This window comes from Streptomyces sp. NPDC093065, from assembly GCF_044754585.1.
Classification (GTDB): domain Bacteria; phylum Actinomycetota; class Actinomycetes; order Streptomycetales; family Streptomycetaceae; genus Streptomyces.
In genome coordinates, this window is record NZ_JBIVPJ010000003.1 from 467,805 (window position 1) to 491,704 (window position 23,900).

Consider the following 23,900-nt stretch of genomic DNA (forward strand, 5'->3'; position numbering starts at 1 on the left):
TCCCAGCGGATGCCTTCGCCCCGGCGGGTGCGCCGAGGGATGTGTCCTCACGGGTGTCACAAGGTGCGCAGGCCGCGGTCCGCGAAGGCGACGAGCCACTCGAAGCTCTCGTCGACGTCGGTGCTCCACTGGAAGCCGTCCGAGGCCTGCAGCGTGGCGAAGCCGTGGAAGAGGCTGCGGAGCAGACGCAGGGCGTGGTTCACGTCGCGGTCGTCGATGTCGTAGCCGCGCAGGACCGCGGTGAACGCGCCGAGCAGCCGCTGTCCCGCGGCGGCCAGGGGGTCCTCGGGTCCCGACGGCTTCTGGCCGATCGTCGCGGCGTACCGGCCGGGGTGCTCCAGGACGAAGGCGCGGAAGGCCCGCGCCGCGGCGGCCAGGGCGTCACGGCCCGCGTACCCCTGCACCGCGCCACCGACCGCGTCGGCGGCCTCCTCCAGGGCGCGGACCGCGATCCGCCGGTTGAGGTCGTCCTGACCGCTCACGTGCTTGTACAGGGAAGGGGTGCGTACGCCGACGCGCTCGGCCAGCAGGCCCATCGTCAGGTTGGCGAAGCCCACGTCGTCGGCCAGGGCGGCACCGGCCGCGACCACGGCCGCCGGATCCAGGCCCGCCCTAGGCACGGGCGGCGTCCGAGCGGAGGAAGGCGAGCACGAGCGAGACCACCTGGTCGGGGAACTGGTCGTGCGGGTAGTGGCCGGCGCCCTCGATCATCTCCAGGCGGCCGAGCCCGGACGGCAGGGCGTCGACGACCGCCGAACCCTCGGCCTGCGGGTCGGCCCAGTCGGGGTCGAGGGTACCCATCACCACCAGGACCGGGCAGCGGACGTTTCCGAGCTGCGCGCCGGCGTCGGTCGGCGCGCTGCGCCCCATGTCCTGCATGGCCTTCATCCGGCCCGGCTCGCGCAGCCGGGTCTCGATGCGGCCGAGCCGTTCGGCCCAGTCGGCGGGCTTCACACCCGGGTAGGCCAGGTCGAGGTACGAGCGCCACAGCGGCAGACTGCCGAGGACGCCGGCGCCGAGCAGCCGCAGCATGCCCTTTCGGAACCGCTTGACGCGCAGGTCGCCGAGGCGGACCGACTGCTTGCGGGTGAACGGCGCCAGCTCGACGACCGCGGAGACCAGTGAGGGCTCCAGGGCCGCGGCGATGGTGGCCGCGCCGCCCGAGACCGAGTGGCCGACCAGTACGGCCGGGCCGCCCAGGTGGCGGATCAGGGCGAGCAGGTCACCGGCGATGGCGGTGCGGCTCCAGGCCGGCCAGTCCACGCTCGACTCGCCGCAGCCGCGCAGGTCCACCGCGGCGACGCGGTGGCCGGCGGCCACCAGGTGCGGGATCACGGCACGGTACGCGGCGCGGCTGTCCCCCATGCCGTGCGCGAGGACGATCAGCGGGCCCGACCCCGTCACCTCGTACGCGATCGTGCCGCCGTCGACAGCAAGGTACTCGGTCATGTCTCACTCCCCAGTCGGGCTAATGGCGTTAGCTAAAAGCTACTGCCATTAGCCATCGCTGTCAACGGCGCGTCCGGAGCGCTCAGCCGGCGGGTGTGCGTCGTCCTGCCGCGCGTTGTACGGCCGATTCCACCTCGTGGTGCGGGGCGCCCGTCTCGTCGGCGTAGGCGGCGATACCCCGGGCGAGGGCGGCGGTGGCGTCGGACCAGACGGCCAGGGCGACCGTGGCGTTCTCGCCCCTGTTGCTGCGGTAACGGTTGTCCGCGGCCTCCACGGCATGCATGAGTTCGATGAGTCGTCTCGGGATTTCCATGGTCCAAAAGCGTAGGGCGGCACGGCGTGCGCTCCGGTGTCTCGTCGAGCGGCAGTGCTCTCGACGAGGGCACTCGTCTTTGCCCCCGCCGGTGCCCATACGGCCAGGCGGCGCCACGGGCCCGCCGGTGCGGGGGAGACGACGCCGGCCCGCGGATGCCGTGGGGGTGGTGGTCGGCCTGTGCGTGGGCCGCCCGGTCCCTCGACCGCCGGCCGCGGCAGACCCGGAACCGGCATCAGGGCGCTGAGCGACAGTGGCGTCCCCCGCTTCCCTGCGCCACCGTGCGAGATCGTTTCGGGCAGCGATGGTGTGGGGCTGCGAAACAGCACCCCACGGGCGCCGGGCCGGCCGCGCGAATCCGGGTCTGGTTCGTCACCCGGTACTGGGCACGGGTGTCGCTCCCCCGGGGTTGACCTTGCGTGGACGCGCCGGTTACAACGTGGGAACGCCATGACAGTAAGCGGTTGCTGGGAGGCGGTGCCGGCACCCGCGCCCCCGGGCCCGGCCGCCCCCGGCGAGGAAGAGGACCACGCATGACGCTCTCACTCACCCATGTCCACGGCGACCGCGTCCGCGTGGCCCACGGGGCGGCCGGCACCGAGTTGTTCTCCTACGTGTACCGTCCCGAAGCCGACTGGGAGGCGCCCAAGCCGTACCTCCACCCGGTCCGGACCCTGTCCGGCGCACTCGTCACGGACTACCGGCCCAACGACCACCGCTGGCACAAAGGCCTCCAGTTGACCGCCTCCCACCTGTCCGGACAGAACCTGTGGGGCGGCAACACCTACGTGCACGGCGAGGGTTACCTCGCGCTGCCGGAGAGGATCGGCTCGATGGCCCACGTGGCCTTCGAGGAGGCGGGCGCCGAGGGGGACCGCGCCGTCATCGCCGAGAAACTGACCTGGCACCCGCACGGCGGCGGACTGTGGGCCGAGGAGGAGCGCCGCATCGAGGTCCGCGACGTCGCCCCGGACCGCGGCAGCTGGACGCTCACCTGGACCTCTGCGGTGACCAACCGGCGTGCCGAACCACTGCGGTTCGGCAGCCCGACCACCCACGGACGCCCCGCCGCCGGATACACCGGACTGTTCTGGCGCGGTCCGCGCGCCTTCCGCGGCGGCCGGGTCATCACCCCGGAACCGGCCGAGTCCGGGGCGTCCTCCTCGTCCGCCGGGTCACCCGAGGGCGACCCGATGGGCTCCCAGTCCCCCTGGCTGGCCTATGTCGGCGAGCACGACGGGCGGGACGGCCATGCCACGCTCGTCTTCGAACACGCCCCCTCGAACGACCACTTGGGCGAGAAGGGCGCCCACCCGGCGCACTGGTTCGTGCGCAGCGCCCCCTTCGCCGCCGTCGCGCCGTCCTGGGCCTTCCACGAGGAACTGGTGCTGCCCCCCGGCGAGACCCTCGCCCGGACCTACCGCGTGGTCGTGGCCGACGGCGCCTGGGACCGCGCACGGATCGCCGCTCACCTGGAGGGACTCGCATGGTGAGCCCGACGTACCACGGTTTCCCCGCCGCCGTGGGCGTGTCCCGCCTGACCGTGTACGACTGGCCGACCGTCGAAGGGCTGCCCGGCGGCGGCACACCCCACCTGCACCTCACGTGCAGCGAGGGGTACGTCGTCACCGCGGGCCGGGGCGCGGTGCAGACCCTCACCGCCTCGGGCTTCGAGGAGACGGCCCTGGAGCCCGGCACGGTCGCCTGGTTCACGCCCGGCACGATCCACCGCCTCGTCAACGACCGGGGCCTGGAGATCACCGTCGTGATGCAGAACAGCGGCCTGCCCGAGGAGGGCGACGCCGTCCTCACCCTGCCCCAGGACCTGCTCGCCGCCCCCGCCGCGTACGCCGACGCGGTCCGCGTTCCCGCCGACGTGCCCGAGGCCGAGCAGGCGCGGGCCGCACGGGCCCGCCGCGACCTGGCGACCAGGCGCTTCCTCGAACTCCGCGAGGCCACCGAGAACGGCGATCCGGAACCGCTGGCGGCGTTCCTCCGGGCCGCGGCCGATCTGGCGCGGCCCCGGCTGGACGCGTGGGAGCGGCGATGGCGAGAGGGCGCGCACGCCGCCTCGGAGGCGACGCGGGCCCAACTCGGCGCCCTGCGCGGCACGGACGACACCCACCTGACCGCCGCCCGGGTCTCCGCGACCGGACCCGCGGCACGCGGACGCTTCGGCATGTGCGGCAGGCTGGCCGTCTACCCGGGCCTCTGATGCGTACGACCGCTCCCGCTCGGGGACGGCCGGTGTGAAAGGATCCCGGGTCCATGGGTGAAGCGACTGAAGCGACTCGGACCCCTGTGGTCCTCTCCGGGTACGGCCCGGTCGGGCAGGCGTTCGCCGACCGGCTGGCCCGGGACGGCGCGGCGCTCGCACGCCGTCACGGCGTACGGCCGCAGGTGGCCGCCGTACGCGCGAGCGCGGCCCAGTGCCGCCCGGGCCCCGACGGTTCGGTGCCGCCGCGCCCGCAGTGGGGTCCCGCCGGGCCGCTGGACGAGACGCTCGACCACACGGGCGCGCGCGTGTTCGTCCAGGCCGTCCCGTCCTCGCCCGAACTCCGGCAGCGTGCGGCGGAGGAGGCCCTGACCGCACTGCGCCGGGGAGTGCACGTGGTGACGGCCACCAAGAGCCACCTGCTCACGCACTGGCGGGAACTGGACGGGGCAGCCCGGTCGGGCGGCAGCATGATCAGGATCTCCGGGGCCACCGGTGCGGCGCTCCCGGCGGGCGACCTGGCGCGCACGTCCCTGCGCGGCCTGGACTGCCGGACGATCCGCGCCTGCCCGAACGGTACCGTCACCTACGTGCTCGACCGCCTCGCCGGAGGCGACACGTTGGACGACGCGATCCGTGCCGCGCGGCTCCGGGGCATCGCGGAGGCCGACCCCACGGCGGACCTGTCGGGCGAGGACGCCGCCACCAAGGTGCGGCTGCTGGCCGCACTGGCCTGGGGCTGGGACCCGTCGGAGGTACGCGTGCGGGCGGAGCCGGTCGACGGGGCCACCGCGGGCCGGGCCCTGGACGCGGCATCCCGTGCCCGTCGGCTGCGGGCGGTCGCCGGTGCGTCGGCGGACGAGCCCGGCGTCGTGCACGTGCGCCTGGAGGAGACGGCGGCGGGGGACCCGCTGCACGCGCTGACCGGCCCCGAGAAGGCCGTGGTCTTCGGCTGCCCCGACGCGGGTGACGTGACCGTGAGCGGCGGACGGTCCAGCCCGGTGGGAGCGGCGCTGGCCCTGGTGAGGGACACCGTCGAGGTCACCGCCCCGCGCACGGGCTTCCACTGAAGCGTGGCTTCGGCGACCTCGGCCGCGGGACGCTCAGGGCACGGTGATCACGGTCTTGCCTCGGGCGTGGCCCTCCTCGACGTGGCGCACCGCCTCGGCCGCGCCGGTCAGGGCGAAGGTCCGGCCGACCACGGACGTGAGCTGACCGGCCTCGACGAGCGCGGTGACGGCGAGCAGATCCTCGTGGGCCGGCCCGTCCGGGACCGCCGGCAGGATCGGGCGCAGCCGGTGCCGCGTGACCGCGTTGACCGCCGCCACCTTCGCCATGGCGCCGATGGCCCCGAACACGCGGCCCGGTGAGCCGCCGCCGTTGGCCACCAGGACGCCCGCCGGGGCGAGCGCCCGGCGCAGCCGGCCGAGCGGGTGGTTGCCCACGTTGTCGAGGACGACGTCGTAGCGCTCGCGCCCGTCGGTGAAGTCCTCTCGTGCGTAGTCGAGGACGTGGGCGGCGCCCAGTGAACGCACCAGGCCGGCGTTGCGGGCGCTGCACACTCCGGTGACCTCCGCGCCCAGGACCGCCGCGATCTGCACGGCGAAGGTGCCCACCCCGCCGCCCGCCCCGTTGACCAGCACCCGCTGCCCGGACCGCACCCGGCCCACGGTCCGGATGCCGCGCAGGGCGGTCACCGCGGCCATCGGCAGCGCCGCGGCCTGCTCGAAGGCCAGACCCGCGGGCGTGGGCACCAGCAGCGACGCGGCGGTGCACGCGTACTCGGCGAAGGCTCCCGGACAGAAGCCCAGCACCGGATCGCCGGGAGCGAACCCCCGCACGTCCGCGCCGGCACTCTCCACCACCCCGGCCGCGTCGATCCCGGCCACCCGGTGCTTCGGCCGGGTCAGTCCCATGCCGCCCGACAGCCGCGCCGCGTACGGGTCCCCGCGCAGCATGTGCCAGTCGTAGGGGTTCACCGCGGCGGCGTGCACGCGCACCAGCACCTGACCGGCCCCGGCGCGGGGCCGGCCGACGTCGCACAGCCGCAGGCTGTCCGGCGGGCCGAACCTCTCCTGGACCACTGCCTTCATCGCCCTGCACCATCCCCTCGGGGGCCCTCCGGCCCGATCGCGGGTCGCGCGGTGAGGGCACCGTAGGGGCACGGCCCACCCCCGTCAATGGCTCTGCCGGGCGTCCGGCTTCACGCGTCGCCTCCTCGGCGCACCTCGTACTCCAGGTGCGTGGCGTTCGGCGTCGCCGTCGCGCTCCGGGGGACCAGTGCGCGCGGCGTCCCGCCGGTGAACAGCGGTGTTCCGGAGCCCAGCACGACCGGCGCGAGGTGCAGCGACAGCACGTCCACCAGCCCGGCGTCGAGCGCCGAGCCGATCAGGGCGCCACCGCCCATCAGGACGACGTCGAGGTCCCTGCCGCGGTCCGCCGAAGCCGCCTCGGCACGCTCGCGCGCGACGGCGACGGCGTCGGGCAGACCGGTCGTGACGAACGTCCAGTCGAGACCGGTGAGCCGGACCGATTCCGGCTCCGAGCCCGTCACGACGACGAACGGGGGTTTGCCTACCTCGGCGGCGCCGTAGCCGACGGTGTCGTCCCAGCCGCCCGGCCCGTCCACGATGTCGAAGAGCCGGCGGCCCAGGACGACGGCGCCCGAGCGGGCGGTCGCCTCCCGCACGATCCGCCGTTCCCCGGGATCGTCGGAGAACGCCCAGACGTGCAGCGCCTCGCCGCCGGTGCCCAGACCGTTGTGCGGGTCGGGGCCGGGCCCGGTGACGTAGCCGTCCAGGGAGAGCGAGATGTCCGCGACGATGTGAGTCATGAAGGGTCGACCCCGTTCGCCGCCCGAATTCATCGCTGCGGAGCGGGACAGGTGCCGGTTCCGGCACCCCAGACGTGCACGGCTTTCGTACGTTTCACAGGCGTCGCGAGTCTCCTGTTCAACCACGTTCGATCCACGCTTCACCTGGAGTCGTCCGAATGCCTCGGTTCAGCAAAGTCGTTCCCGTGTTCAAGGTGCAGGGGTACCTTCGCGAGTGCCTGGACTCGGTTCTGGGGCAGTCCTGCCGGGAGATCGAGGTGATCGCCGTCGACGACTGCTCCCCCGACTCCCGCGGCGCGATCATCGACGAGTACGCCGCACGCGACGACCGGGGTCAAGGTCCGTGCACCTGCCGGAGAACGTCGGCCTGGGGCGGGCGCGCAACGCCGGGCTCGGGCACGCGCGGGGCGACTACGTCCTCTTCCTCGACAGCGACGACTCCTACACCCCCGGCCTGCTGGAGGCGCTGGCCGCCCGGCTCGACGCCGCCGGGGACCTGGACACCCTCGTCTTCGACCACGTCCGCACCTACTGGTGGGGCACGGGCGGCCGAAGCCAGACCGCGGGCCTGTCCGAGAAGGCGGGCACGGACGTCTTCCGCCAGCGCCGCCGGGGCGCGATCACGGAGCGCGTGGTGCGCCGCCTCTTCCTCGGCCAGAAGGCGGCGCCGGCGACAGTCCCGCTCGCGCAGCGCACCCCCGGCGGCCCTCGTCCGACCGGGATCCGCGGCGGCTCCGGAAGGGCTGCTTGCAGCCGTTCCCGGGGCCGGCCGTGCCGTTGGCCGCCCGGCGCGGGGTGCCCTCGCGCAGAGTACTTCCCATGACGACACCCGCACGGTCGCTCCGCTCCCTCGCCCGCACCCGGGCATCCCCTGACGGCGAGGAAGTCACGTACTGGTGGTCCGGAAGCGTGTACTCCCGAGCCCCCGACGAACCCTACGAGCGCCTCTTCGGCTCCGAGGGCGTCAGCGTCGCCCGCCCGGTCCACAGCACGGAGGACGGCCCGGACACCCACCGGCTGCTCAGCCGCGAGGCGGCCTTCTGTCCGGGCCCACCGACCGCCCCCCGGAGTTCGCCCGGGCCGCGGAGAAATGGAGCGAGCCGGACGAGAAGAGCTGGACCTACTGGCGCAGACCCGACCCGCCCGAGTGGGCGCGATGGCCCCGGGCCGGCGTTTTATGGTGATCCGATGCGATGTGTACCCAGATGGGTCCTGCTCTCGTCGGGATGCGCGCCCGTGCTGCTGATCGCGGGCTGGACCGGCGCGGCGCGATTCGAAGGGTCCTCCTACGACCCCGTCACCCAGACGATCAGCGTCCTGGGGTCCTACGGAGCCGCGGGGTTCTGGGTGATGACGGCCGCGTTCATGGCCCTGGGCGTCTGCCACCTGCTGACCGCCTGGGGACTGCGGCCGGCCGCCACCGCCGGACGCCTCGCGCTGGGCGGCGGCGGACTCGCCGCGCTGGTCCTGGTGGCGCTTCCGGCGCCCAGCAGCGGGGGCTCCCTGCGCCACGGAGCCGTGGTGGTGGCCGGGTTCACCCTCCTCGCGCTGTGGCCGGTGCTGGCCGTCAACGGAGGGCCGGCCGCTCCCTGGGCGCTGCGTCTGGCGCCCTCGCTCGTCGTGACGACCCTGATGGCCGCCGGCGGGGTGTGGTTCCTGATCGAGATGCGGCGGCACGGCGACGCCGGCGTCGCCGAACGCGTCGTGACGTCCTTCCAGTCGCTGTGGCCCTTCGTGGTGGCCGCCTCCTGCCTCCGCCACGCCCGGCGGCGGGCCTGATTCCCGTTCCCGGCAACGCTCACCGCCGCGCCAGCGCCAGCACACTCAGCCCGAACATCAGGACGCCCAGCGGAAGATGGACCGACGGGACGTGCGCGATGCCGAGGCCGACCTGCACCGAGGCGAGGACGAGGAAGCCGGTGGCCTGCCAGACCGGCGCGACCGGGCCCCCGCCGGGCTTCCACGCCAGCACCGCCGCGAGCACGTACAGCATCGACGCCCCGTACATCACCCGTGCCCCGGCGCTGTGCAGCGTCTCTCCGTAGGACGCGGTCAGCAGCAGCCCGGCGGAGACCGCCTGGAGGAAGATGGTCAGTGTCTGCAGTGCTATCGCTACGCGCAGGAACGAGAATCGGCGCTGCGCCGCCACCTGGGTCGCCATGCCACGGTCCCCTTTTCCACCCCGCAGGGCAGTGGATCGGTAAGGTCTCACCAGCCCGACGACACGGGGCGGTGAAAGGTAAGGCGAGGGGGCGGTCGGGCATGGGCACGGCTGGTACGAGCACCGACGACACGGTCGGCGAACGGCGTCAACTGATCAACGTCGCGTACCGGTTGCTCGGTTCGCTGGCCGAGGCCGAGGACGCCGTGCAGGAGGCCTACGCGCGCTGGTACGCGCTGCCTCACGCCCGGCAGGACGAGATCGTGTCCCCGGGCGCCTGGCTGACGACCGTGACCGGCCGCATCTGCCTGGACGTGCTCGGCTCGGCGCGGGCCCGGCGAGAGCGCTATGTCGGCGCGTGGCTGCCCGACCCGCTCCCCGACCACGCGGAGCGGGTCCACGGCCCCGGCACCGATCCCGCCGACCAGATGGTCCTGGACGAATCGGTGTCCATGGCCTTCCTCGTCGTCCTGGAGTCGATGACCCCCGCCGAGCGGGTCGCCTTCGTGCTGCACGACGTCTTCCGCTACCCGTTCGCCGAGATCGCCGGCATCCTCCGGCGGACCCCCGCGGCCTGCAAGCAACTCGCGGCTTCGGCCCGGCGCCGCGTGCGGTCCGAGCGGTCTCACGCGACGGCGACGACGGCAACGGCGACGGTCGTTCGGGCCGACCTGGTGCGGCAGGTCAAGGAGGCGTGGGAGGCGAAGGACATCGCGGCCCTGGTCGACCTCCTCGACCCGGCCGCCGTCATGACCACCGACGGCGGCGGCAGGGCCGACGCCGCCCTGCGCCCGATCGAGGGCGGCGCGCGCATCGCCCAGTACATGGCCGCCATCGCCGGGAAGGCCCCGGGACTCGAACTCCTGGAGCGGTCGGTCAACGGGGCGCCGGGCCTCGTGGCCCGGCGCGCCGGCGCCGTGCTGACCGTGGCCGCGTTCGAGGTCGCAGAGGGGCGCGTCACCCGCATCTGGGTGGTCCGCAACCCCGAGAAGCTGCGGCCGTGGGTAGGCTGACCGGATCAGGACCGGCGTACCGCGGCAGATGTGACAGATGTGGAGCTTCCGCCATGACCACAGCGCACGATCTGACGATCGTCTCCCTAGAGGTTCCCTCCGACCACCCGGTCGAGCGTGGCGACCTGTCGCTGGCCCTGGCCGGAGCCGAACTGATCGACCTGCTGGAAGCGGGGGCGGTCGTGCTGGACGGGCTCCGGCCGCGGCCCGGGTCGCCGACGCCGTCGGAGGACGCGCTCCTCGACGCGGCGGCCTCCCTGGCCGTCCAGGAACCGGCCGAGTCGGTGGAGGACTGGCTGTGGCGCCGGGGAGACGGCCTGGCGGCACGCTACCTCGCCGCGGCGGGCGCGGACGACGGAGGGGGCCGCAGACGCCCGCGATGGAACGCACGGCGCACCGCCGGCCGGCAGGCCCCGGTCCCCGCCGACGCGCCGGCGCGACGGCGTGCCGGCGACCGCTGGTCCGGCGGCGATCCCGTGCTGGTGGCTCTCGCGGCCGCGGTGGGCATCCGGCACGAGGCGGCCGATCAGGTGGCGGATCCGGAGGACGAGGGGATCGACGACGGGATCGCGGTCGTTCTCGCCGCCGTGAACGACGCGGTGGTGGAGCTGGCCGCCATCCGGCAGCGCCGCAGCATCGAGGAGGCTGCGTTCGACAACATCTGGCGCGGGTTGTGACGGCCGCGCGGGTCAGATGCGCCAGGAGCGGAGCGCCTCGGCCACGTCGTAGATGCTCAGCGGGGTCTCGCGGACCTTCCTGATCAGGTCGGACAGGGCCCCGTAGGGAGGGTCGATCCCCTCACCGGACTGGTCCATGTACTGGCCGGTCACGAAGGCCGCGAAGAGGCTGTTGCGGTGGGGGAGCGGTTCGAGACGCACGACGGTGTGCAGGAGGGCCGCCGCCCGCCAGGCGCTGTCGGGATTGGACGCGGCCAGGGTCGGCATGCGGGTCTTGTGGCGGGCCACCGCCGCGACCAGGGCCGAGTAGTCCGTGACCGACACGTCCTCGTTGTCGAGAGCGGCGTCCTGGACGTCCAGGAGCCAGGGGACATCGATGTACAGGGGCTCGCTCATCAGGCGGCGGTGACTCCCTCGCCCCGCTGGGACGGCGGGATCTCGTCCGGGAACGCCTCGTCGAACTCGGCGCGCAGCCGGTCCGCCCACGAGGCGGCGCCGGCGACGAACCGCTTGCGCTGTATCTCGCGTACACCGAGGTCGTGCATGTACTGCTTGAGACTCTTGCCCTCGGCCGCGGCAGCAGCGCGCACGCCTTCCATTTCTTCCTCGGTGAAGGTCACGTTGAGTGATGGCATACCGGCATGGTACCTACTCGGTACCTGACATGCGACCCACCGGACGGGAGAGGGCCGCCCGGCATGTCGACGCCCGCACCGCCAGGACGGTCGGCGAGGATTTCGCCGATCGCGGTCCCGGGAGCGCGCCCCGGGAGCAGGGAGGCAGTGGTGACGATCGAACGGGTCGGACTCGTGGTCCACGGCGGTCGCGAGGGCGCCGCGCAAGCGGCACGGGAGGTTCGCGAGTGGTGCGCCGAGAACGGCGTGGTCTGCACGGACATCGACGTGTGGAGCGGCGAGGGGCGGCGCAGCGCCCGGGAGGAGGTGGACGCGGCGGGCGACCCGGACCTCGTCGTCACTCTGGGCGGTGACGGCACCTTCCTGCGCGGGGCACGGCTGGCGGCGGAGAACGACGCGCTGATCCTGGGCGTGGACCTCGGACGGGTCGGATTCCTGACCGAGGTCCCCGCGCCGGCGGTGCGCTCCGCCCTCGACGCCGTCCGGGGCGACCACCTGGAACCGGAGAGCCGCCTGCTGCTCACTCTGCGTGCCTCCCGGCTGCTGGAGATCCCGGCGGAGATGGAGGCGCTCCTGCGGTACGGGCGGGGGCCGCTGCTGCCGCCCCCGCGGGTGCGTACCGACTGCGAGAGCGGAGACGAGTGGGGCATCCCCCTGAACGTCACGGCCCTGAACGACGTGGTCCTCGAAAAGCTCTCCAGGGACCGGCAGATCTCCGTGGGCGTCTACATCGCCGGCCGCCTGCTCGCCTCGTACTCCGCCGACGCGCTGCTCGTGGCCACACCGACCGGCTCCACCGCCTACAGCTTCGCCGCGGGCGGCCCGGTCGTCTCGCCCCGCGCGGAAGCCCTCGTCTTCACCGCGGTGGCCCCGCACATGACATTCGACCGCTCCGTGGTCACCGCACCGGACGAGCCGGTCGGACTGCGGATCCTCGAACGGTCGGGCCGGGCCGCCGTGAGCGTCGACGGGCAACTGCGGGGCGTACTCGATCCGGGCGACTGGCTCGGTGTCTACGCCGCCCCCCGCCGGCTGCGCGCCGTACGACTGGGGCCGATGGACTTCTACGGCCGGCTGCGCGAACGCATGCGGCTGACCGATGCCCCGGCCGCGGTCGCCGACGGCACGCCGGCCCCGCTGTGGCCCGTCAGCACGCCCCCACCCGGAGACCTCGCACACCTGGCGATGCCGTTCCCGGCGGCCGAAGGGGACTCCGCCGATCTTCTTCGCGAACAGCCGTAAACATCTGTCAACGGCGTACAACCCCCGAAGGGGAGCAAAGGTCTCAACTAGTGGCTTCAGCAACACCATGGGGAGGCCAGTCCATTCACGGATCGAGGTGCCATGAAGCGTTCCATGCAAGCCGTGGGGGCGACGTTGACGGCCGTCGGGGCCATCGGGGCGGGGTTGGTGGTGACGGCTCCCGCCGCCGGCGCGGCGACCGCCGGCGCGACAGCGTCGTACAACGGGGTCTGCGGCTCTGGCTACAAAGTGGTGAACTCCATGCCGATCGGCGCCACCGGCACGGTGTACCTCACCTACAACTCGTCCACGGGCAAGAACTGCACCGTGACCATCCGCGACAAGGCGGGCTCACCGACGTACATGGTGGCCTACGTGCGCAACATCGACAGTGGCGAGGACCAGTACGACGAGGGTGACTACCGGTCGTACGCCGGACCGGTGTACGTGTCCGCGCGCGGCGCCTGTGTGGAGTGGGGCGGCGTCATCGGCAGTCTCCAGGCCTGGAACTACGGTTCCAACTGCGGGGCACTCGCGGCCAGGAGCCCGCAGAAGGACTGGTTCGCCGGCGAGCGGTGAGGCGTCACCGGAGACCGGCCGGGGGTTCCGCCGCCGCGGGGCGGAACCCCCGGCCGTGTCGTGCCCGCCTCAGGCCGGCCTGCGCCACACGGAGATGTGCTTCGCGGAGTTCTCGGTGAACGGGGTTCCGTCCCAGTCCCCGACGCGGCGCTCCAACTCGAGACCGGCGATGCGTGCCATCAGGTCCAGCTCCGCGGGCCAGGCGTACCGGTGCCGGGAGTCGGCGCGGCGGTAGGTGCCGTCGTCCGGGTCGCGGGTGAAGTGGTTCGAGACGAGGACCTGTTCGACCAGGTCGAAGGTGTCGAAGCCCAGATGACGCTCGGAGACGTCGAACGGCACCGCGACCTGTCCCGGCGGCAGGAACCGGAGCGGTGGCACGCCCAGCTCGATGACGAACCTGCCGCCGGGGCTCAGATGACGTGCCGCGTTGCGGAAGCACTCGACCTGCTCGTCCTGGGTGAGCAGGTTCGAGATGGTGTTGTAGACGAGGTAGACCAGGGTGAACTCGCCGGGGACGACGGTCGTGGCCATGTCCCCGAGGGTCACCGGAAGTGTCTCCTCGTCGGTCTTGCGCCGCAGGACCGCCGCCATGTGCTCGGAGAGCTCGATGCCCACCACCGGTACACCGCGTTCCCGCAGCGGGACGCCCACGCGTCCGGTTCCGACGGCGAACTCCAGTGCCCAGCCGTCCCCGGCGAGCTCGGCGAGGAAGTCGAGGGTCGGTCCGAGGACGGCGGCGGAGGCCATCCCGGTCTCGGCCTCCTCTGCGTCGTAGCGGTCGGCGGTCTCACGGGTCCACAGTTCGCTGCTCGTCACGGTCGGCGATTGTGCCGGGCGCGCAGGGGCACTGTCGAAGCCTTTTCGGCGGGGCGTCACCGCCCTTCGCGCAGCCGCAGCAGGTACGTCGCGGTCAGCGCGACCGCACGGTCCTCGTCCCCGGACAGCTCCACCAGGGCACCGCACGCCGTCGCACCGGGGATGCCGGCCAGCGCCTGGGTCAGCCGGCCGCGCGCGGGTGCCTCGGTGGTGTCCCGGGCGAGTCGGCCGACGAGTGCGTTCGCGATCCGGTCCGCCGTCTCGGGGCCGGCCGCCAGCACGCTCAGCGCGTCGGCGGCGTCGGTGTCGTTCCTCCCCTCAACGACCATGTCGACGAGCGTCGGGACCGCGTCGCCCACTCCACGCGTCCCGAGCGCCAGCGCCGCGTGTCCGCGAACCACGGCGTCCGGGCTGTCGAGGGCGTGCCGCAGCTGCCCGGCGGCCTCACCGCCGGGCAGTTCGGCGAGCGCCTTGACGGCACGCTCCCGCACCGCGGCCACCGGCGAGCCGAGGCCCTCCGCCAGCAGCGCCGCGGAGTCGTCGCCCGCTCGCGCCAGCGCCCACCTGAGAGCCCCGGCGACGTTGGGGTCCGCCTCGCTCAGCGCCGCCTCGACCAGGGCCTCCACCGGCACCGCGGCCTCGTGCACCGCGGAGAGGGCCGCGCGCTGGCGGGCGTCCGCGCTCTTCGACCCCAGCGCCTGGAGGAGCGCGACGACCTGGAGGACGTCCTCCCAGCCGGCCGGGCCCGCGGCATCGATCCGACGCAGCCGGGTGAGCAACTCCGTCTCCGCCGCGATGCGTTCGCGTGTGCGCCGGACGAGGTCGTCGACGAGTGCCGCGGGCGCGAAGCCGGGTTCGTCGAGCGCGCGACCGATCTCCCGCAGCGACAGCCCGAGCGACCGGAGACTCTCGACGTGGAAGATCCGCCGGATGTCGTCGCGGGAGTACTCCCGGTAGCCGGAGCCCGTACGGCCCGAGGGCCGCACCAGGCCGAGCGACTCGTAGTGCCTGAGCATGCGGGCACTGACCCCGGACCGTCGCGCCACCTCACCGATCAACACGTTCCATCGTCCCCCACGCCCGGCCCGCCCAGGGCCACGACGCGCTTCGCCTCCTCGATCGCCGACTCGAACCCGGCGTCGGGGTCGCGCAGCAGCCGTTGGGTGGCGAGGGCGTGCGCACGCACGGGCGGCGCCGGGGCGCTCGCCGCGGCCTCCAGCACCGGCACGGCCGCCTGGCCCAGCGCGACCAGGGCCCGGCTCAGACTCAGCTGCGTCTCCCGGTCGCCGCGCCCCAGTTGCCTCGCCAGCGCCGCGGCCAGCGCGGCCTCCTCGCCCTCGGGGACGAGCACGACCGCCGCCCGCCAGGCGCTGCGCGCCACCTCGTCGTCCGCGTCGGACAGCACCGCCGGTGTGATCGCAGGCCAGGCCCGCCGGTCACCGATCTTGGAAAGGGTGTGCAGCGCCTGACTGCGTGCCTGTGGGGGCCGGTGCCGCGACCGCACCTCACCGACCAGCCGCGGGAGCGTCGAGGACACCGGGTGGCGGGTGAGCGCCCAGGTCAGCATGTCGCGGACGAAGAACTCCGGCTCGACCGCGGAGCGTTCGACGAGCTTGTCCACGAAACGCGGCTCCGGCGCCGTGCCGGCCGCCAGGGCCGCCCGCAGCCGTACCGACGCCCGCTCGTCCTCCAGGCCCAGGAGCGCGCGCGTGGGATCCGAGTCCTGCCCCGTCATGGTCATCCGGACCACCTCCTCGGCAGGCAGTGAAGACCTTGTCACCGTGTGAAGGTCAAGGAAGTGGTGGTCGGAACACCGGGCCGCGGGAGAGGATGGGGCCATGACGGGAGAGAGTTCCTCGATCGACAGCACCAGACCCAGCATCGCCCGCGTCTACGACTACCTGCTCGGTGGCAAGGACAACTACGCGGTGGACCGGGAGATCGGTGACGTGTTCAAACGTGACCTTCCCGGTTCGGTGGCGATCGCCTTCGCCAATCGTGCGGCGTTGACCCGCGCGGTGGGGGAGATCGTGGCGACGACCGAGGTGCGGCAGTTCGTCGACCTGGGCAGCGGGCTGCCCACCGCAGACAACGTGCACCAGGTCGCTCAACGGCGGGTGCCGGACGCCCGGGTGGTGTACGTGGACACCGACCCCCAGGTGCTGGTCCACGGGCGGGCGCTGCTGGAGGAGAACGACCGGACGCGGGTCGTACCGGTCGACGTACGCGATCCCGAGGGGATCCGGAACCATCCGGACACCCGGGAACTGATCGATTTCGACCGTCCCGTCGCCGTCATGTTCAGCGCCGTCCTCCACCACGTCAACGACGAGGAGGACCCCGCCGGGATCGTCCGCTACTGGCGCGACCAAGTGCCGTCCGGGAGCCACTTCTTCGTCAGCCACTTCCGCTCCGGGAACAACCCGGAGACGGCCGAGGCCGAAAAGGTCCTCCAGGCGACGTTCGGCCGCGGCCGGTGGCGGACCGACGCGGAGATCGAGGCCCTGCTGGACGGTCTGGAGATCCTTGAGCCGGGGATAGTACCGGCGCCCCTGTGGCGCGCCGAGGCGGCCGGTACCGCGTGGAACGAGGGCGGCGAGCGGGAGTTGACCGTCTGGGAGCGCCTCATCGCCGCCGGGATGGCCCGGAAGCCGTAGCGCGGGCCGGGCGGGGCTCGGCCGAGGCGGAACTCGTTGCCCTCGACGTCCCGCACCATGACGCACGACTCGTGCGCGCAGTCGAAGGCGACTTGGAACTGCTCGACGGCCGCTCACGATCACCTGCTCACCGGTCGAGTGCCGTGACCAGTTCGTCCAGCCCGCCGAAGTGTCCGTCGAAGACGTCGGAGCCCGTCGGCGGATCCCCGACGGGGCGGTGGACGTACGCGGTCCGCATGCCGCTCGCCCGCGCGCCGCGAAGGTCCCAGGCGTGTGCGGCCACCATGAGCACGCGTTCCGGTGGACATCCCGCGGTGTCGACGGCGAGCCGGTAGATCTCCGGCGCCGGCTTGTAGGCGCGCACGGTCTCGCCGGACAGTGCCTGGTGCCAGCGCAGCCCGGCGTGCGCGTTGAGGTGCAGCAGGGCGGTGCGGCTGGCGTTGGAGAGGCCGAGCACCGGGAACCGCCGCGCGAGTCGTTCGAGTCCGGCGACGGAGTCGGCCCAGGGGAGCAGGCGCCGGCCCGCCGCGGCCATCCGGGCGACGGTCGCCGGATCACCGAGCCCCGCACGGTCGGCCACCAGCCGAGCGGCCTCCGCGTCGATGGTCTCGCTGGTGGCGTACGCGCGGTCCCCTTGCGCGATGCGCTGTTGCTCTCGCTCCACATGCCGCTGCCACCGGGCGAGCAGCTCGTCGACGGCCGCGTCGTCGGCCGTGGGCACCGCGTCGCGGATCGCCGCTCGGAGCCCGCCGGGCTCGTCGACCAGAGTGCCGAGGACGTCGAAGACGACGACCTCGATGTCGCGGATCTCAGCAGCCACGCTGTCTCCCTTTTCGCACGGTCTCCCTCTCGCATGTGTCACAGGCTCAGCAGGTGACGACCTCCCCGACCTTGCCGTCCGGATCATCACCTGTCAAGATGGTGACGTAAGTATCCTCTTCGCGAGTGGCGATCCGGCCCCCGGTGGGAAAGGGAGCTCTGGGACACCGTCGAGCGATTCACGGCACCCTTTGCCCAATGGCCCGAATCGGCTGTTATCAGGCCCGCGGGAGCGACTACGGTGGCCTCGACCCGAGGGTGATCGGTGGGGACCGCCCGCGAGCCGGGTGACGCGGGGGAGTGGACGAGAGCGTGGGCGAGTACCGCAGGTCCCCACGGGGCGGTGGGCGTGCGACCGGTCGGCCGGCGCCGGTGCTGCCGCCGTCGCTGCGCGTCTGGCTCGGGCTGATCGCGTCGCTCGCCGCGCTGGTGGTGGTCGTCCTCGGGGCCGTCCACGCCGGTGACAGCGAACCGGGTACGACGGACGCGCGGATCTGGGCGGCGGTGGACGGCGTGGGGCCGCCCTGGCGGCACGTCGCTCTGGCCACGGACTTCCTGGGGGAGCCCGTGGGAGCCGTGCTGCTGGCCGGGGCCGTCGTGACGGGCTGCCTGGTGTTGCGGCAGCCGAAGGCGGCGGTGTTCGTGGTGACCGGCGCCGGCCTGACCGTGGGGGCGACGACACTGCTCAAGCCCGTGGTGGGACGCACCATCCACGGCGACAACCTGTCCTACCCGAGCGGCCACACCGCCTTCCTCACCGCCGTCGCCCTCATGGTGTCGCTGCTCGCGGCCGGCCGGCTCCGCCTCGGCAGAGCGGCCGGCGTGGCGTTCGTGTTCGCCGCGGGGCTGGTGGGCGGGGCGGTCATGGGCTGGGCGCAGGTCGTCCTGGGATCGCACTACGCCACCGACACGCTCGGTGGCTGGTGCGCCGCGCTGGCGGTGCTGCCGGTGACCGCCTGGCTGGTCGACCGGACGGCCGACCGGCTGGCCGGCCGCGGAACGGTCCGCGGCTCCGGCCGGCCGTCCGAGTGGAGGGCCGACCGGGCGGACGACCGGAGGGCCGACGCCGGTCGGCAGGAGTGCCGCTGACGCCACGTCGGCCGGACCGTCCCCCCAGCCGTTCAGCCCTTCACGGCCGTTCCCCCCTCACGCCAGGCGGCGGAACACCGGCTTCACCGCCCGCCCGCCCATCCAGGGTGTGGGGTCGGCGGCGTCCAGCGCCTTGCGGTACACCGCACACGCCTGCGCCACCACGTCGACCGTCTGGTCGACGTCGGCCTCGCTGAGCGCGCCGCTCACCACGAACGAGGGGGCCAGCACCCCGCCCGCGAGGAGCCGGCGCAGGAACAGGGTGCGGTACTCCTGGGACGGCCGCAGGCGCTCGTCGAGGGTGGCGAAGACCAGGTTGCTGGCCCGCCCCCGGACGACGACGTGTTCGCCGACGCCCATACCGGCCGCCGCCTCGCGCACACCGGCGGCCAGCCGCTCCCCGAGAGCGTGCAGCCGTGCGGTGACGCCCTCCTCGACGTAGGTGGCCTGCACTGCCATCGCGGCCGCCAGCGCGTGCGTCTCCGCGCCGTGCGTGGTGGACAGCAGGAACACCCGCTCGCCCGAGTGACGCAGCCCGCCCCGCTCCATCAGCTCCCGGCGCCCGGCCAGCGCGGCCACGGCGAACCCGTTGCCCAGCGCCTTGCCGAACGTGGAGAGGTCGGGGACGACGCCGTACAGGCTCTGGGCGCCCGCCTCCGACCAGCGGAAGCCGGTGATCATCTCGTCGAAGACCAGTACACAGCCGTACCGGTCGGCCAGCGCGCGCAGCCCGGCGAGGTACCCGGGCGGCGGCTCCGTGTGGGTGGCGGGCTCGAGGACCAGGCAGGCGACCTCGTCCCGGTACCGGTTGAGCAGTTCCTCCGTGGCGGCCAGGTCACCGTAGGGGAAGGCCACGGTGAGTTCGTCGGTCGCCGCCGGGACGCCGGCGGACATCGGCGTGGTGCCGATGAACCAGTCGTCGACGGAGAAGAACGGATGGTCGGCGCAGACCGCCACCCGGGACCGACCGGTGACGGCACGGGCCAGGCGCACCGCGGCGGTGGTGGCGTCGGAGCCGTTCTTCGCGAACTTCACCATCTCGGCGGTCGGCACCGTCGCCAGGAAGCGCTCCGCGGCCTCGACCTCCACGACGGACGGCCGGACGAAGTTGCTTCCCCGGTCCAGCTCCCGCCGCACGGCCTCCGTCACCCGGGGGTGGGCGTGCCCGAGGCTCACCGACCGCAGGCCCGAGCCGTACTCGATGTACCGGTTGCCGTCGACGTCCCACACGTGGGCACCGCTGCCGTGGCTGATCACCGGGGCCAGGTTCTCCGGGTACTGGTCGTCGCCCTTGGCGTAGGTGTGCGCGCCCCCGGGGACCATGGCGTGCAGCCGCTCGTTCGCCCGGCGCGACCGTGGCAGACTCGGCTCTTCCGCGTTCACTTCGGGTCTCACCCTTCCCTGTGCTTGAGGACCTCGGCGAGGCTCGGTGCCCGCCGGTCCCGCTCGGACATCGAGGTGACCGGCAGCGGCCAGTCGATGGCGAGGTCCGGGTCGTCGAAGGCGATCGTCACGTCCTCGGCGGGATCGTGCGGGCGGTCGATCCGGTACGACACGTCGGAGGTGTCCGTCAGCGACTGGAAGCCGTGCGCGCACCCCGCCGGTATGTAGAGGGTCGCCTGCGTCTCGCCGGACAGCTCGAAGGAGGCCCGGCCCAGATAGGTCGGCGAGTGTGGCCGCAGGTCGACGACGACGTCGAAGATCCGGCCGTACGAGCACCGCACCAGCTTGGCCTCGCCCGCGCCGGAGCGCAGGTGCATGCCGCGCAGCACGCCGCGCACCGAGCGGGAGACGCTGTCCTGGACGAAGGCGGCCGGGTCGAGGCCCACCGAGCGGACCGCGTCGGCGTCGAAGGTGCGGCAGAAGAAGCCGCGTTCGTCGCCGTGCGGCGTGGGTTCGAACAGGTATGCCCCCGCTATCCGGGGAACTTCGGTCGCCTTCATGGTGTCTCCCGCGGGGCGTGGGTGGGGCCGGTCGCCGGGAACAGCGCCGCGGCCAGGTCGGTGAACTGCTGCTCGACGCGCCGGGCGACGGTCAGGTTCTGCTCGGACAGGGTCCGCCGCAGCCGAGCCGAATCCCGCTCCAGCTCGAGGAACTGTTCGAGCAGCCGGTCGGCGTCGGCCTCGCGGGCCGGGTGGCAGTAGTCGCCCATGCCCATCTCGGCCATGAGCGCGTCGCTCTTCGCCGAGTAGCTGAGGGCGAGCGTCGGCGTGCCGACCTTCAGCGCGCAGACGATGTTGTGGTACCGGGTCGCCACCACGCTGTCGGCACACGCCGTCTCCTTCATCAGGTCGGCCAGCGAGGCCGCCTCGGCGACGGTGACCAGCGGCGAACCCACCGCGTCGACGATCGCGGCGGCCACCGGCCGGTCCAGCTCGTCGCCGGTGAGCAGCCGGACCGGCCTGCCCTCCTCGACCAGCGCACGGACGAACCCCGTCGTCCCGTCGAGGTAGCGGCGGTGGATCTCCTCGGCCCGGTCGCGTTCGTCGTTGCTCCCGTGGAAGTCCATGACGCCGACGCAGACCGGGCCCGGCGTGCCCGCCGGCTCGTTCGCCGCCGGCGCCGGCAGGGCGAACACGAGGTCCCCGTAGACCTCGTCCCGCGCCGTGTTCACCCCCATCGCCCGCATCGCCTCGCGCGACTGGGTGTCCCGGTACGACCGGTACGCCGCCAGCCGCGTCGACCAGCGGGTCAGGATCCGGGTCGGCCGGTTGCCGATCGGGCCGGCGCCGACGCTGACCAGCGCGACGCGGGTGCCGAAGAGCCGGCCCGTCGCGCAGAGCAGGAACAGCGAGTACGGGAAGCCCCACGGCCTGAGCGGCAGCGTCGTCTCCAGGACGCCCGTGCCGGGCACGATCACCGCGTCGTGCCGGCGCACCCAGGCCGCGGTGCGGACGACGTCGACGAGTTTGCCCAGTGCCTTGGCCGCGACCGAACTCAACCCTGACGCGGTCCGGTACTCGCCGCGGTACCAGTTCAGCCGCGTCGCGGGTATCCCGTACCGGGTCGCGACGATCTCGGGTCCGCCGCACATCGCGTCCACCACGGCGTCGGGCCGCGCGGCGCGGAGCCGGTCGAGCACGGCCTCCAGCGATCCGTCGTTGCCGCTGTTGCCGGCGCCGAACAGGCCGAACAGGCCGATGCGCACCGGTGTTTCGTTGACAGTCATGCCTGCCTCTTCTCGCGGCCGGCGACGAGGGCGTCGACGGAGACGGTGAGCCGGCCCGGGCCGACGGGGGTGCGGTCCTCGACCCGCTCGCCGGCGCCGGGCCGGACGCGGCTGGTCATCCACGCGGCCAGATGGCGGTGGCAGGCGCGCCGGTCGGCCGAGGACAGCGGCGCCCGCCCGATCGCGGACACGAAACCCCAGACGTACTCGGCGAGCAGGCGGGGCGTCGGGTGCAGCGGGCCCGCCCGGCGCGGGTCGAGGTTGACGCACCGGGCGCGCTTGGAGGGGTTCGCCCGTTCGGCGCGGGTGGGGTGGTCGCGGCGGAAGTACAGCAGCTCCGGCACCTGGTGGAAGGGCCCGTGCAGGGTGATCTCGGCGACGAACGTCCGGTCCGCGTGGTGGTAGCTGTCGTGGGGCTTCACCCGGCGCAGCATGTCGGCCCGCATCACCCCGTAGAAGTCGTCGCCGCCCGGCTCGAACAGCAGGCTGCGGAAGCGCTCCGGGGCGTGCGGCGAGTCGGTGTCGAGCCCGTACTCGTAGGGGACCTTCACCTTGCCGTCGCCGTCGATGACCGCCTGGCCGCTGTGCGCCAGGACCACGTCCGGCCGCTCGTCCAGCGCTTCCACGCAACTGCGCAGCAGGTCCCGTGCGTAGAGGTCGTCGTGCGAGGCCCACTTGAACAGTTCGCCGCGGCACTCGGTGAACACGTAGTTGTGGTTCGGGGCGGCGCCGATGTTCCGCGGCAGCCGAATGTAGCGGATGCGGGAGTCCCGCGCGGCGTACCGGCGGCAGATGTCCTGGGTGCCGTCGGTCGACGCGTTGTCGGAGACCACCAGTTCGAAGTCCTCGTAGGTCTGCCCCAGGAGGGCGTCGAGCGCCTCGGCCAGGTACTCCTCGCCGTTGTAGACGGGAAGGCCGATGCTCAGCCGGGGGTGGGGGGTCATGTGGTCCTCACTTCGGGAATGGAAGGGTGGTCGCGCTCGCGCAGGGCGGCCCGCAACTGCAGCCACCACACGGCCGAACCGCAGACGGACGCGACGGCGGCGCCCCAGGCCGAACCGACCGTGCCGCCCGCGACCGCACCGCCGAGCCCGCCGGCGACATAGCAGGCGGAGGCGAACAACTGGCAGCGCAGACTGCGCCGGGCCGCGGCCAGCGCCCGCAGCCCGGCCGCCGCGCCGGTGCCGAGCCCGGCACCCGCGACGCTCAGGGTGACCGGCACGATCAGCTCCGAGGACGCACTCCAGACGTCGCCGAGAACGAGCTCGCCGAGCCGGTCCGGCACCAGCAGCAGCGCCGCGCCCCACAGCATGGCGGCGACGGTCTGCCCGCCGCCGAGCAGGAAACAGAACTTCCCGAGCCGCTCCGGCGCCTGCCGCAGCACCCGCGCCGACTCCGCCACGGTGACCAGCGACAGCCCCATCAGCACCGCGAGGAACGGGCCGAGCAGCAGCTCCGCGCCGCGGATCACACCCACCGCGCCGACCCCGACGATGGCACCGAGGCCGTACGCCCGGATCTGACCCGCACCGCTGACACCGACGTTCTCGACCAGGTACCGGTAGCCGAGGTCGCGGTGGTCGCGGTGCCACTCGCGAGCCCCGGTCACCCTGGGCCGGACGCCTGACTGGAAGCAGCCGTACACCGCGGCCACCGCGGCGGACCCGCCCCAGGCGAGCAGGAAGGCCGTCACGCTGCCCACGTAGGCCGCCACCACCATGGCCGGGACGAGCGCGAGGGCCCACACGACGTCGTTGACGAACGCCTTCCGGCCGACACCGGCGGCGAAGAACGAGTACCGCCAGGCGTCCTGGAGCAGCAGCCCCGGCAGTACGACGCCGAGGGCGGCGAACGCGGCACCCACCTGCCCGCCGGTGATCAGCCCGGCGACCAGACTCACCGTGCCGATACCGGCGCCGACGAGGAGAGCGCTGCCCGACGACCGGGCCACCGCCCCTCGCCAGGACGATTCCGGCACGCCGCTGAAACGGACCACGAGGGGGTCGGTGGCCAGCCCGCGCGAGACGTTGAGGACCACGCCGTAGGTCACCCAGGCCAGACTGAACACGCCGAACGCGGTCAGTCCCAGCGAGCGCGCCACATAGATGCCCACCACGAAGTTGGACAGGCTGGAGGCCGCCTGGTCGGCCAGCCCCCAGGACAGCCTGCCGACGACGCCCCGGCGCGCGGGCCCCGCCGGTGTCGTGGACTTCTCCCCCTCGACGGTCATCGG

At 73.4% G+C, this 23,900-nt stretch carries 27 protein-coding genes and 2 pseudogenes; 12 read left to right on the top strand and 17 right to left on the bottom strand.

The window, feature by feature from the left end; all coding sequences use genetic code 11:
• Positions 1–56: 56 nt before the first annotated feature.
• The 3 genes from ACIQFU_RS08010 to ACIQFU_RS08020 form a co-directional block, all read right to left on the bottom strand.
• Positions 57–590, bottom strand: a complete 534-nt coding sequence (locus ACIQFU_RS08010; RefSeq protein ID WP_402550033.1) for a TetR/AcrR family transcriptional regulator — start codon at positions 588–590, stop codon at positions 57–59.
• Positions 591–612: 22 nt separating this feature from the next.
• Positions 613–1,449 carry an alpha/beta fold hydrolase gene (locus ACIQFU_RS08015; protein ID WP_402549898.1) on the bottom strand — a complete coding sequence of 279 codons (837 nt, stop codon included), beginning with the start codon at positions 1,447–1,449 and terminating at the stop codon, positions 613–615.
• Between the two features lie 82 nt (positions 1,450–1,531).
• Positions 1,532–1,762, bottom strand: a complete 231-nt coding sequence (locus tag ACIQFU_RS08020) for a hypothetical protein (RefSeq protein ID WP_402549900.1) — start codon at positions 1,760–1,762, stop codon at positions 1,532–1,534.
• A gap of 533 nt (positions 1,763–2,295) precedes the next feature.
• Between ACIQFU_RS08020 and ACIQFU_RS08025 the strand changes: the two genes are divergently transcribed.
• Genes ACIQFU_RS08025 through ACIQFU_RS08035 form a run of 3 tightly spaced genes read left to right on the top strand, consistent with a single transcriptional unit; the run spans position 2,296 to position 5,047 of the window.
• Entirely contained in the window at positions 2,296–3,255 is a 960-nt protein-coding gene (locus ACIQFU_RS08025) for a PmoA family protein (RefSeq protein ID WP_402549902.1), read from the top strand.
• A complete protein-coding gene (locus tag ACIQFU_RS08030) occupies positions 3,249–3,977 on the top strand; it encodes a cupin domain-containing protein (protein WP_402549904.1) in 729 nt (242 codons plus the stop codon). The genes ACIQFU_RS08025 and ACIQFU_RS08030 overlap by 7 nt, the downstream gene beginning before the upstream one ends.
• 53 nt (positions 3,978–4,030) lie before the next feature.
• Entirely contained in the window at positions 4,031–5,047 is a 1,017-nt protein-coding gene (locus ACIQFU_RS08035; RefSeq protein WP_402549906.1) for a homoserine dehydrogenase, read from the top strand.
• A gap of 33 nt (positions 5,048–5,080) precedes the next feature.
• Here ACIQFU_RS08035 and ACIQFU_RS08040 read toward each other — a convergent pair whose 3' ends face one another.
• Together ACIQFU_RS08040 and ACIQFU_RS08045 are read right to left on the bottom strand one after the other, a co-directional pair.
• Positions 5,081–6,070 carry an NAD(P)-dependent alcohol dehydrogenase gene (locus ACIQFU_RS08040; protein WP_402549907.1) on the bottom strand — a complete coding sequence of 330 codons (990 nt, stop codon included), beginning with the start codon at positions 6,068–6,070 and terminating at the stop codon, positions 5,081–5,083.
• Between the two features lie 110 nt (positions 6,071–6,180).
• Entirely contained in the window at positions 6,181–6,810 is a 630-nt protein-coding gene (locus tag ACIQFU_RS08045; RefSeq protein ID WP_402549908.1) for a dihydrofolate reductase family protein, read from the bottom strand.
• Positions 6,811–6,968: 158 nt separating this feature from the next.
• On the opposite strand from ACIQFU_RS08045, the pseudogene ACIQFU_RS08050 reads away from it, so the two are divergent.
• From ACIQFU_RS08050 to ACIQFU_RS08060, 3 genes and pseudogenes are all read left to right on the top strand, one after another.
• A pseudogene (locus ACIQFU_RS08050) lies at positions 6,969–7,423 on the top strand (glycosyltransferase family 2 protein); the annotation flags it as partial.
• 206 nt (positions 7,424–7,629) lie between these two features.
• Positions 7,630–7,869, top strand: a pseudogene (locus ACIQFU_RS08055) (DUF1838 family protein); the annotation flags it as partial.
• Between the two features lie 129 nt (positions 7,870–7,998).
• The gene (locus ACIQFU_RS08060) at positions 7,999–8,589 is read left to right on the top strand and encodes a DUF998 domain-containing protein (protein WP_402550035.1); all 591 of its coding nucleotides are present in this window, start codon (positions 7,999–8,001) and stop codon (positions 8,587–8,589) included.
• Positions 8,590–8,608: 19 nt separating this feature from the next.
• Here ACIQFU_RS08060 and ACIQFU_RS08065 read toward each other — a convergent pair whose 3' ends face one another.
• Positions 8,609–8,971: a hypothetical protein gene (locus ACIQFU_RS08065; protein WP_402549910.1), complete on the bottom strand. Its 363-nt coding sequence runs from the start codon at positions 8,969–8,971 to the stop codon at positions 8,609–8,611.
• Positions 8,972–9,072: 101 nt separating this feature from the next.
• Between ACIQFU_RS08065 and sigJ the strand changes: the two genes are divergently transcribed.
• Both sigJ and ACIQFU_RS08075 read left to right on the top strand, forming a co-directional pair.
• Positions 9,073–9,984 (top strand): RNA polymerase sigma factor SigJ, encoded by a 912-nt coding sequence (gene sigJ, locus ACIQFU_RS08070; protein ID WP_402549912.1) that lies wholly within the window; start codon positions 9,073–9,075, stop codon positions 9,982–9,984.
• Between the two features lie 53 nt (positions 9,985–10,037).
• On the top strand, positions 10,038–10,661 hold the full coding sequence (locus tag ACIQFU_RS08075; RefSeq protein ID WP_402549914.1) for a GPP34 family phosphoprotein: 624 nt from the start codon (positions 10,038–10,040) through the stop codon (positions 10,659–10,661).
• 12 nt (positions 10,662–10,673) lie between these two features.
• On the opposite strand, the gene ACIQFU_RS08080 is transcribed toward ACIQFU_RS08075, so the two are convergent.
• Positions 10,674–11,057 carry a toxin Doc gene (locus ACIQFU_RS08080; protein WP_402549915.1) on the bottom strand — a complete coding sequence of 128 codons (384 nt, stop codon included), beginning with the start codon at positions 11,055–11,057 and terminating at the stop codon, positions 10,674–10,676.
• Positions 11,057–11,296 carry a hypothetical protein gene (locus ACIQFU_RS08085; RefSeq protein ID WP_402549917.1) on the bottom strand — a complete coding sequence of 80 codons (240 nt, stop codon included), beginning with the start codon at positions 11,294–11,296 and terminating at the stop codon, positions 11,057–11,059. The genes ACIQFU_RS08080 and ACIQFU_RS08085 overlap by 1 nt, the downstream gene beginning before the upstream one ends.
• Positions 11,297–11,446: 150 nt before the next feature.
• Here ACIQFU_RS08085 and ACIQFU_RS08090 point away from each other — a divergent pair, with 150 nt between their 5' ends.
• Entirely contained in the window at positions 11,447–12,538 is a 1,092-nt protein-coding gene (locus ACIQFU_RS08090) for an NAD(+)/NADH kinase (RefSeq protein ID WP_402549918.1), read from the top strand.
• Between the two features lie 114 nt (positions 12,539–12,652).
• Positions 12,653–13,117 (top strand): spore-associated protein A, encoded by a 465-nt coding sequence (locus tag ACIQFU_RS08095; protein WP_402550037.1) that lies wholly within the window; start codon positions 12,653–12,655, stop codon positions 13,115–13,117.
• A gap of 69 nt (positions 13,118–13,186) precedes the next feature.
• On the opposite strand, the gene ACIQFU_RS08100 is transcribed toward ACIQFU_RS08095, so the two are convergent.
• From ACIQFU_RS08100 to ACIQFU_RS08110, 3 genes are read right to left on the bottom strand one after another with little or no spacing between them, the layout of a single operon-like run.
• Positions 13,187–13,933: a class I SAM-dependent DNA methyltransferase gene (locus tag ACIQFU_RS08100; RefSeq protein WP_402549919.1), complete on the bottom strand. Its 747-nt coding sequence runs from the start codon at positions 13,931–13,933 to the stop codon at positions 13,187–13,189.
• Positions 13,934–13,989: 56 nt separating this feature from the next.
• The gene (locus ACIQFU_RS08105; RefSeq protein WP_402549920.1) at positions 13,990–14,994 is read right to left on the bottom strand and encodes a MerR family transcriptional regulator; all 1,005 of its coding nucleotides are present in this window, start codon (positions 14,992–14,994) and stop codon (positions 13,990–13,992) included.
• Positions 14,988–15,674 (bottom strand): HEAT repeat domain-containing protein, encoded by a 687-nt coding sequence (locus ACIQFU_RS08110; RefSeq protein WP_402549921.1) that lies wholly within the window; start codon positions 15,672–15,674, stop codon positions 14,988–14,990. The genes ACIQFU_RS08105 and ACIQFU_RS08110 overlap by 7 nt, the downstream gene beginning before the upstream one ends.
• 97 nt (positions 15,675–15,771) lie before the next feature.
• On the opposite strand from ACIQFU_RS08110, the gene ACIQFU_RS08115 reads away from it, so the two are divergent.
• Entirely contained in the window at positions 15,772–16,590 is an 819-nt protein-coding gene (locus ACIQFU_RS08115; protein ID WP_402549923.1) for an SAM-dependent methyltransferase, read from the top strand.
• A 127-nt stretch (positions 16,591–16,717) separates the two neighbouring features.
• Here the strand turns inward: ACIQFU_RS08115 and ACIQFU_RS08120 are convergent, their stop codons facing one another.
• Complete coding sequence (locus ACIQFU_RS08120; protein ID WP_402549925.1) at positions 16,718–17,410, bottom strand: haloacid dehalogenase type II; 693 nt, start codon at positions 17,408–17,410, stop codon at positions 16,718–16,720.
• A 299-nt stretch (positions 17,411–17,709) separates the two neighbouring features.
• Here ACIQFU_RS08120 and ACIQFU_RS08125 point away from each other — a divergent pair, with 299 nt between their 5' ends.
• Entirely contained in the window at positions 17,710–18,498 is a 789-nt protein-coding gene (locus ACIQFU_RS08125; protein WP_402549927.1) for a phosphatase PAP2 family protein, read from the top strand.
• Between the two features lie 57 nt (positions 18,499–18,555).
• Here ACIQFU_RS08125 and ACIQFU_RS08130 read toward each other — a convergent pair whose 3' ends face one another.
• From ACIQFU_RS08130 to ACIQFU_RS08150, 5 genes are read right to left on the bottom strand one after another with little or no spacing between them, the layout of a single operon-like run.
• Positions 18,556–19,881 (bottom strand): glutamate-1-semialdehyde 2,1-aminomutase, encoded by a 1,326-nt coding sequence (locus tag ACIQFU_RS08130; protein WP_402549929.1) that lies wholly within the window; start codon positions 19,879–19,881, stop codon positions 18,556–18,558.
• Between the two features lie 8 nt (positions 19,882–19,889).
• Positions 19,890–20,441, bottom strand: coding sequence for a dTDP-4-dehydrorhamnose 3,5-epimerase (gene rfbC / locus ACIQFU_RS08135; protein ID WP_402549930.1), 552 nt, complete (start codon positions 20,439–20,441; stop codon positions 19,890–19,892).
• The gene (locus ACIQFU_RS08140) at positions 20,438–21,667 is read right to left on the bottom strand and encodes a polysaccharide pyruvyl transferase family protein (RefSeq protein WP_402549932.1); all 1,230 of its coding nucleotides are present in this window, start codon (positions 21,665–21,667) and stop codon (positions 20,438–20,440) included. The genes rfbC and ACIQFU_RS08140 overlap by 4 nt, the downstream gene beginning before the upstream one ends.
• Entirely contained in the window at positions 21,664–22,611 is a 948-nt protein-coding gene (locus ACIQFU_RS08145; protein ID WP_402549933.1) for a glycosyltransferase family 2 protein, read from the bottom strand. Before ACIQFU_RS08145 ends, ACIQFU_RS08140 begins: the two co-directional genes overlap by 4 nt.
• Positions 22,608–23,897, bottom strand: coding sequence for a hypothetical protein (locus ACIQFU_RS08150; protein WP_402550038.1), 1,290 nt, complete (start codon positions 23,895–23,897; stop codon positions 22,608–22,610). The genes ACIQFU_RS08145 and ACIQFU_RS08150 overlap by 4 nt, the downstream gene beginning before the upstream one ends.
• Between the last annotated feature and the right edge of the window lie 3 nt (positions 23,898–23,900).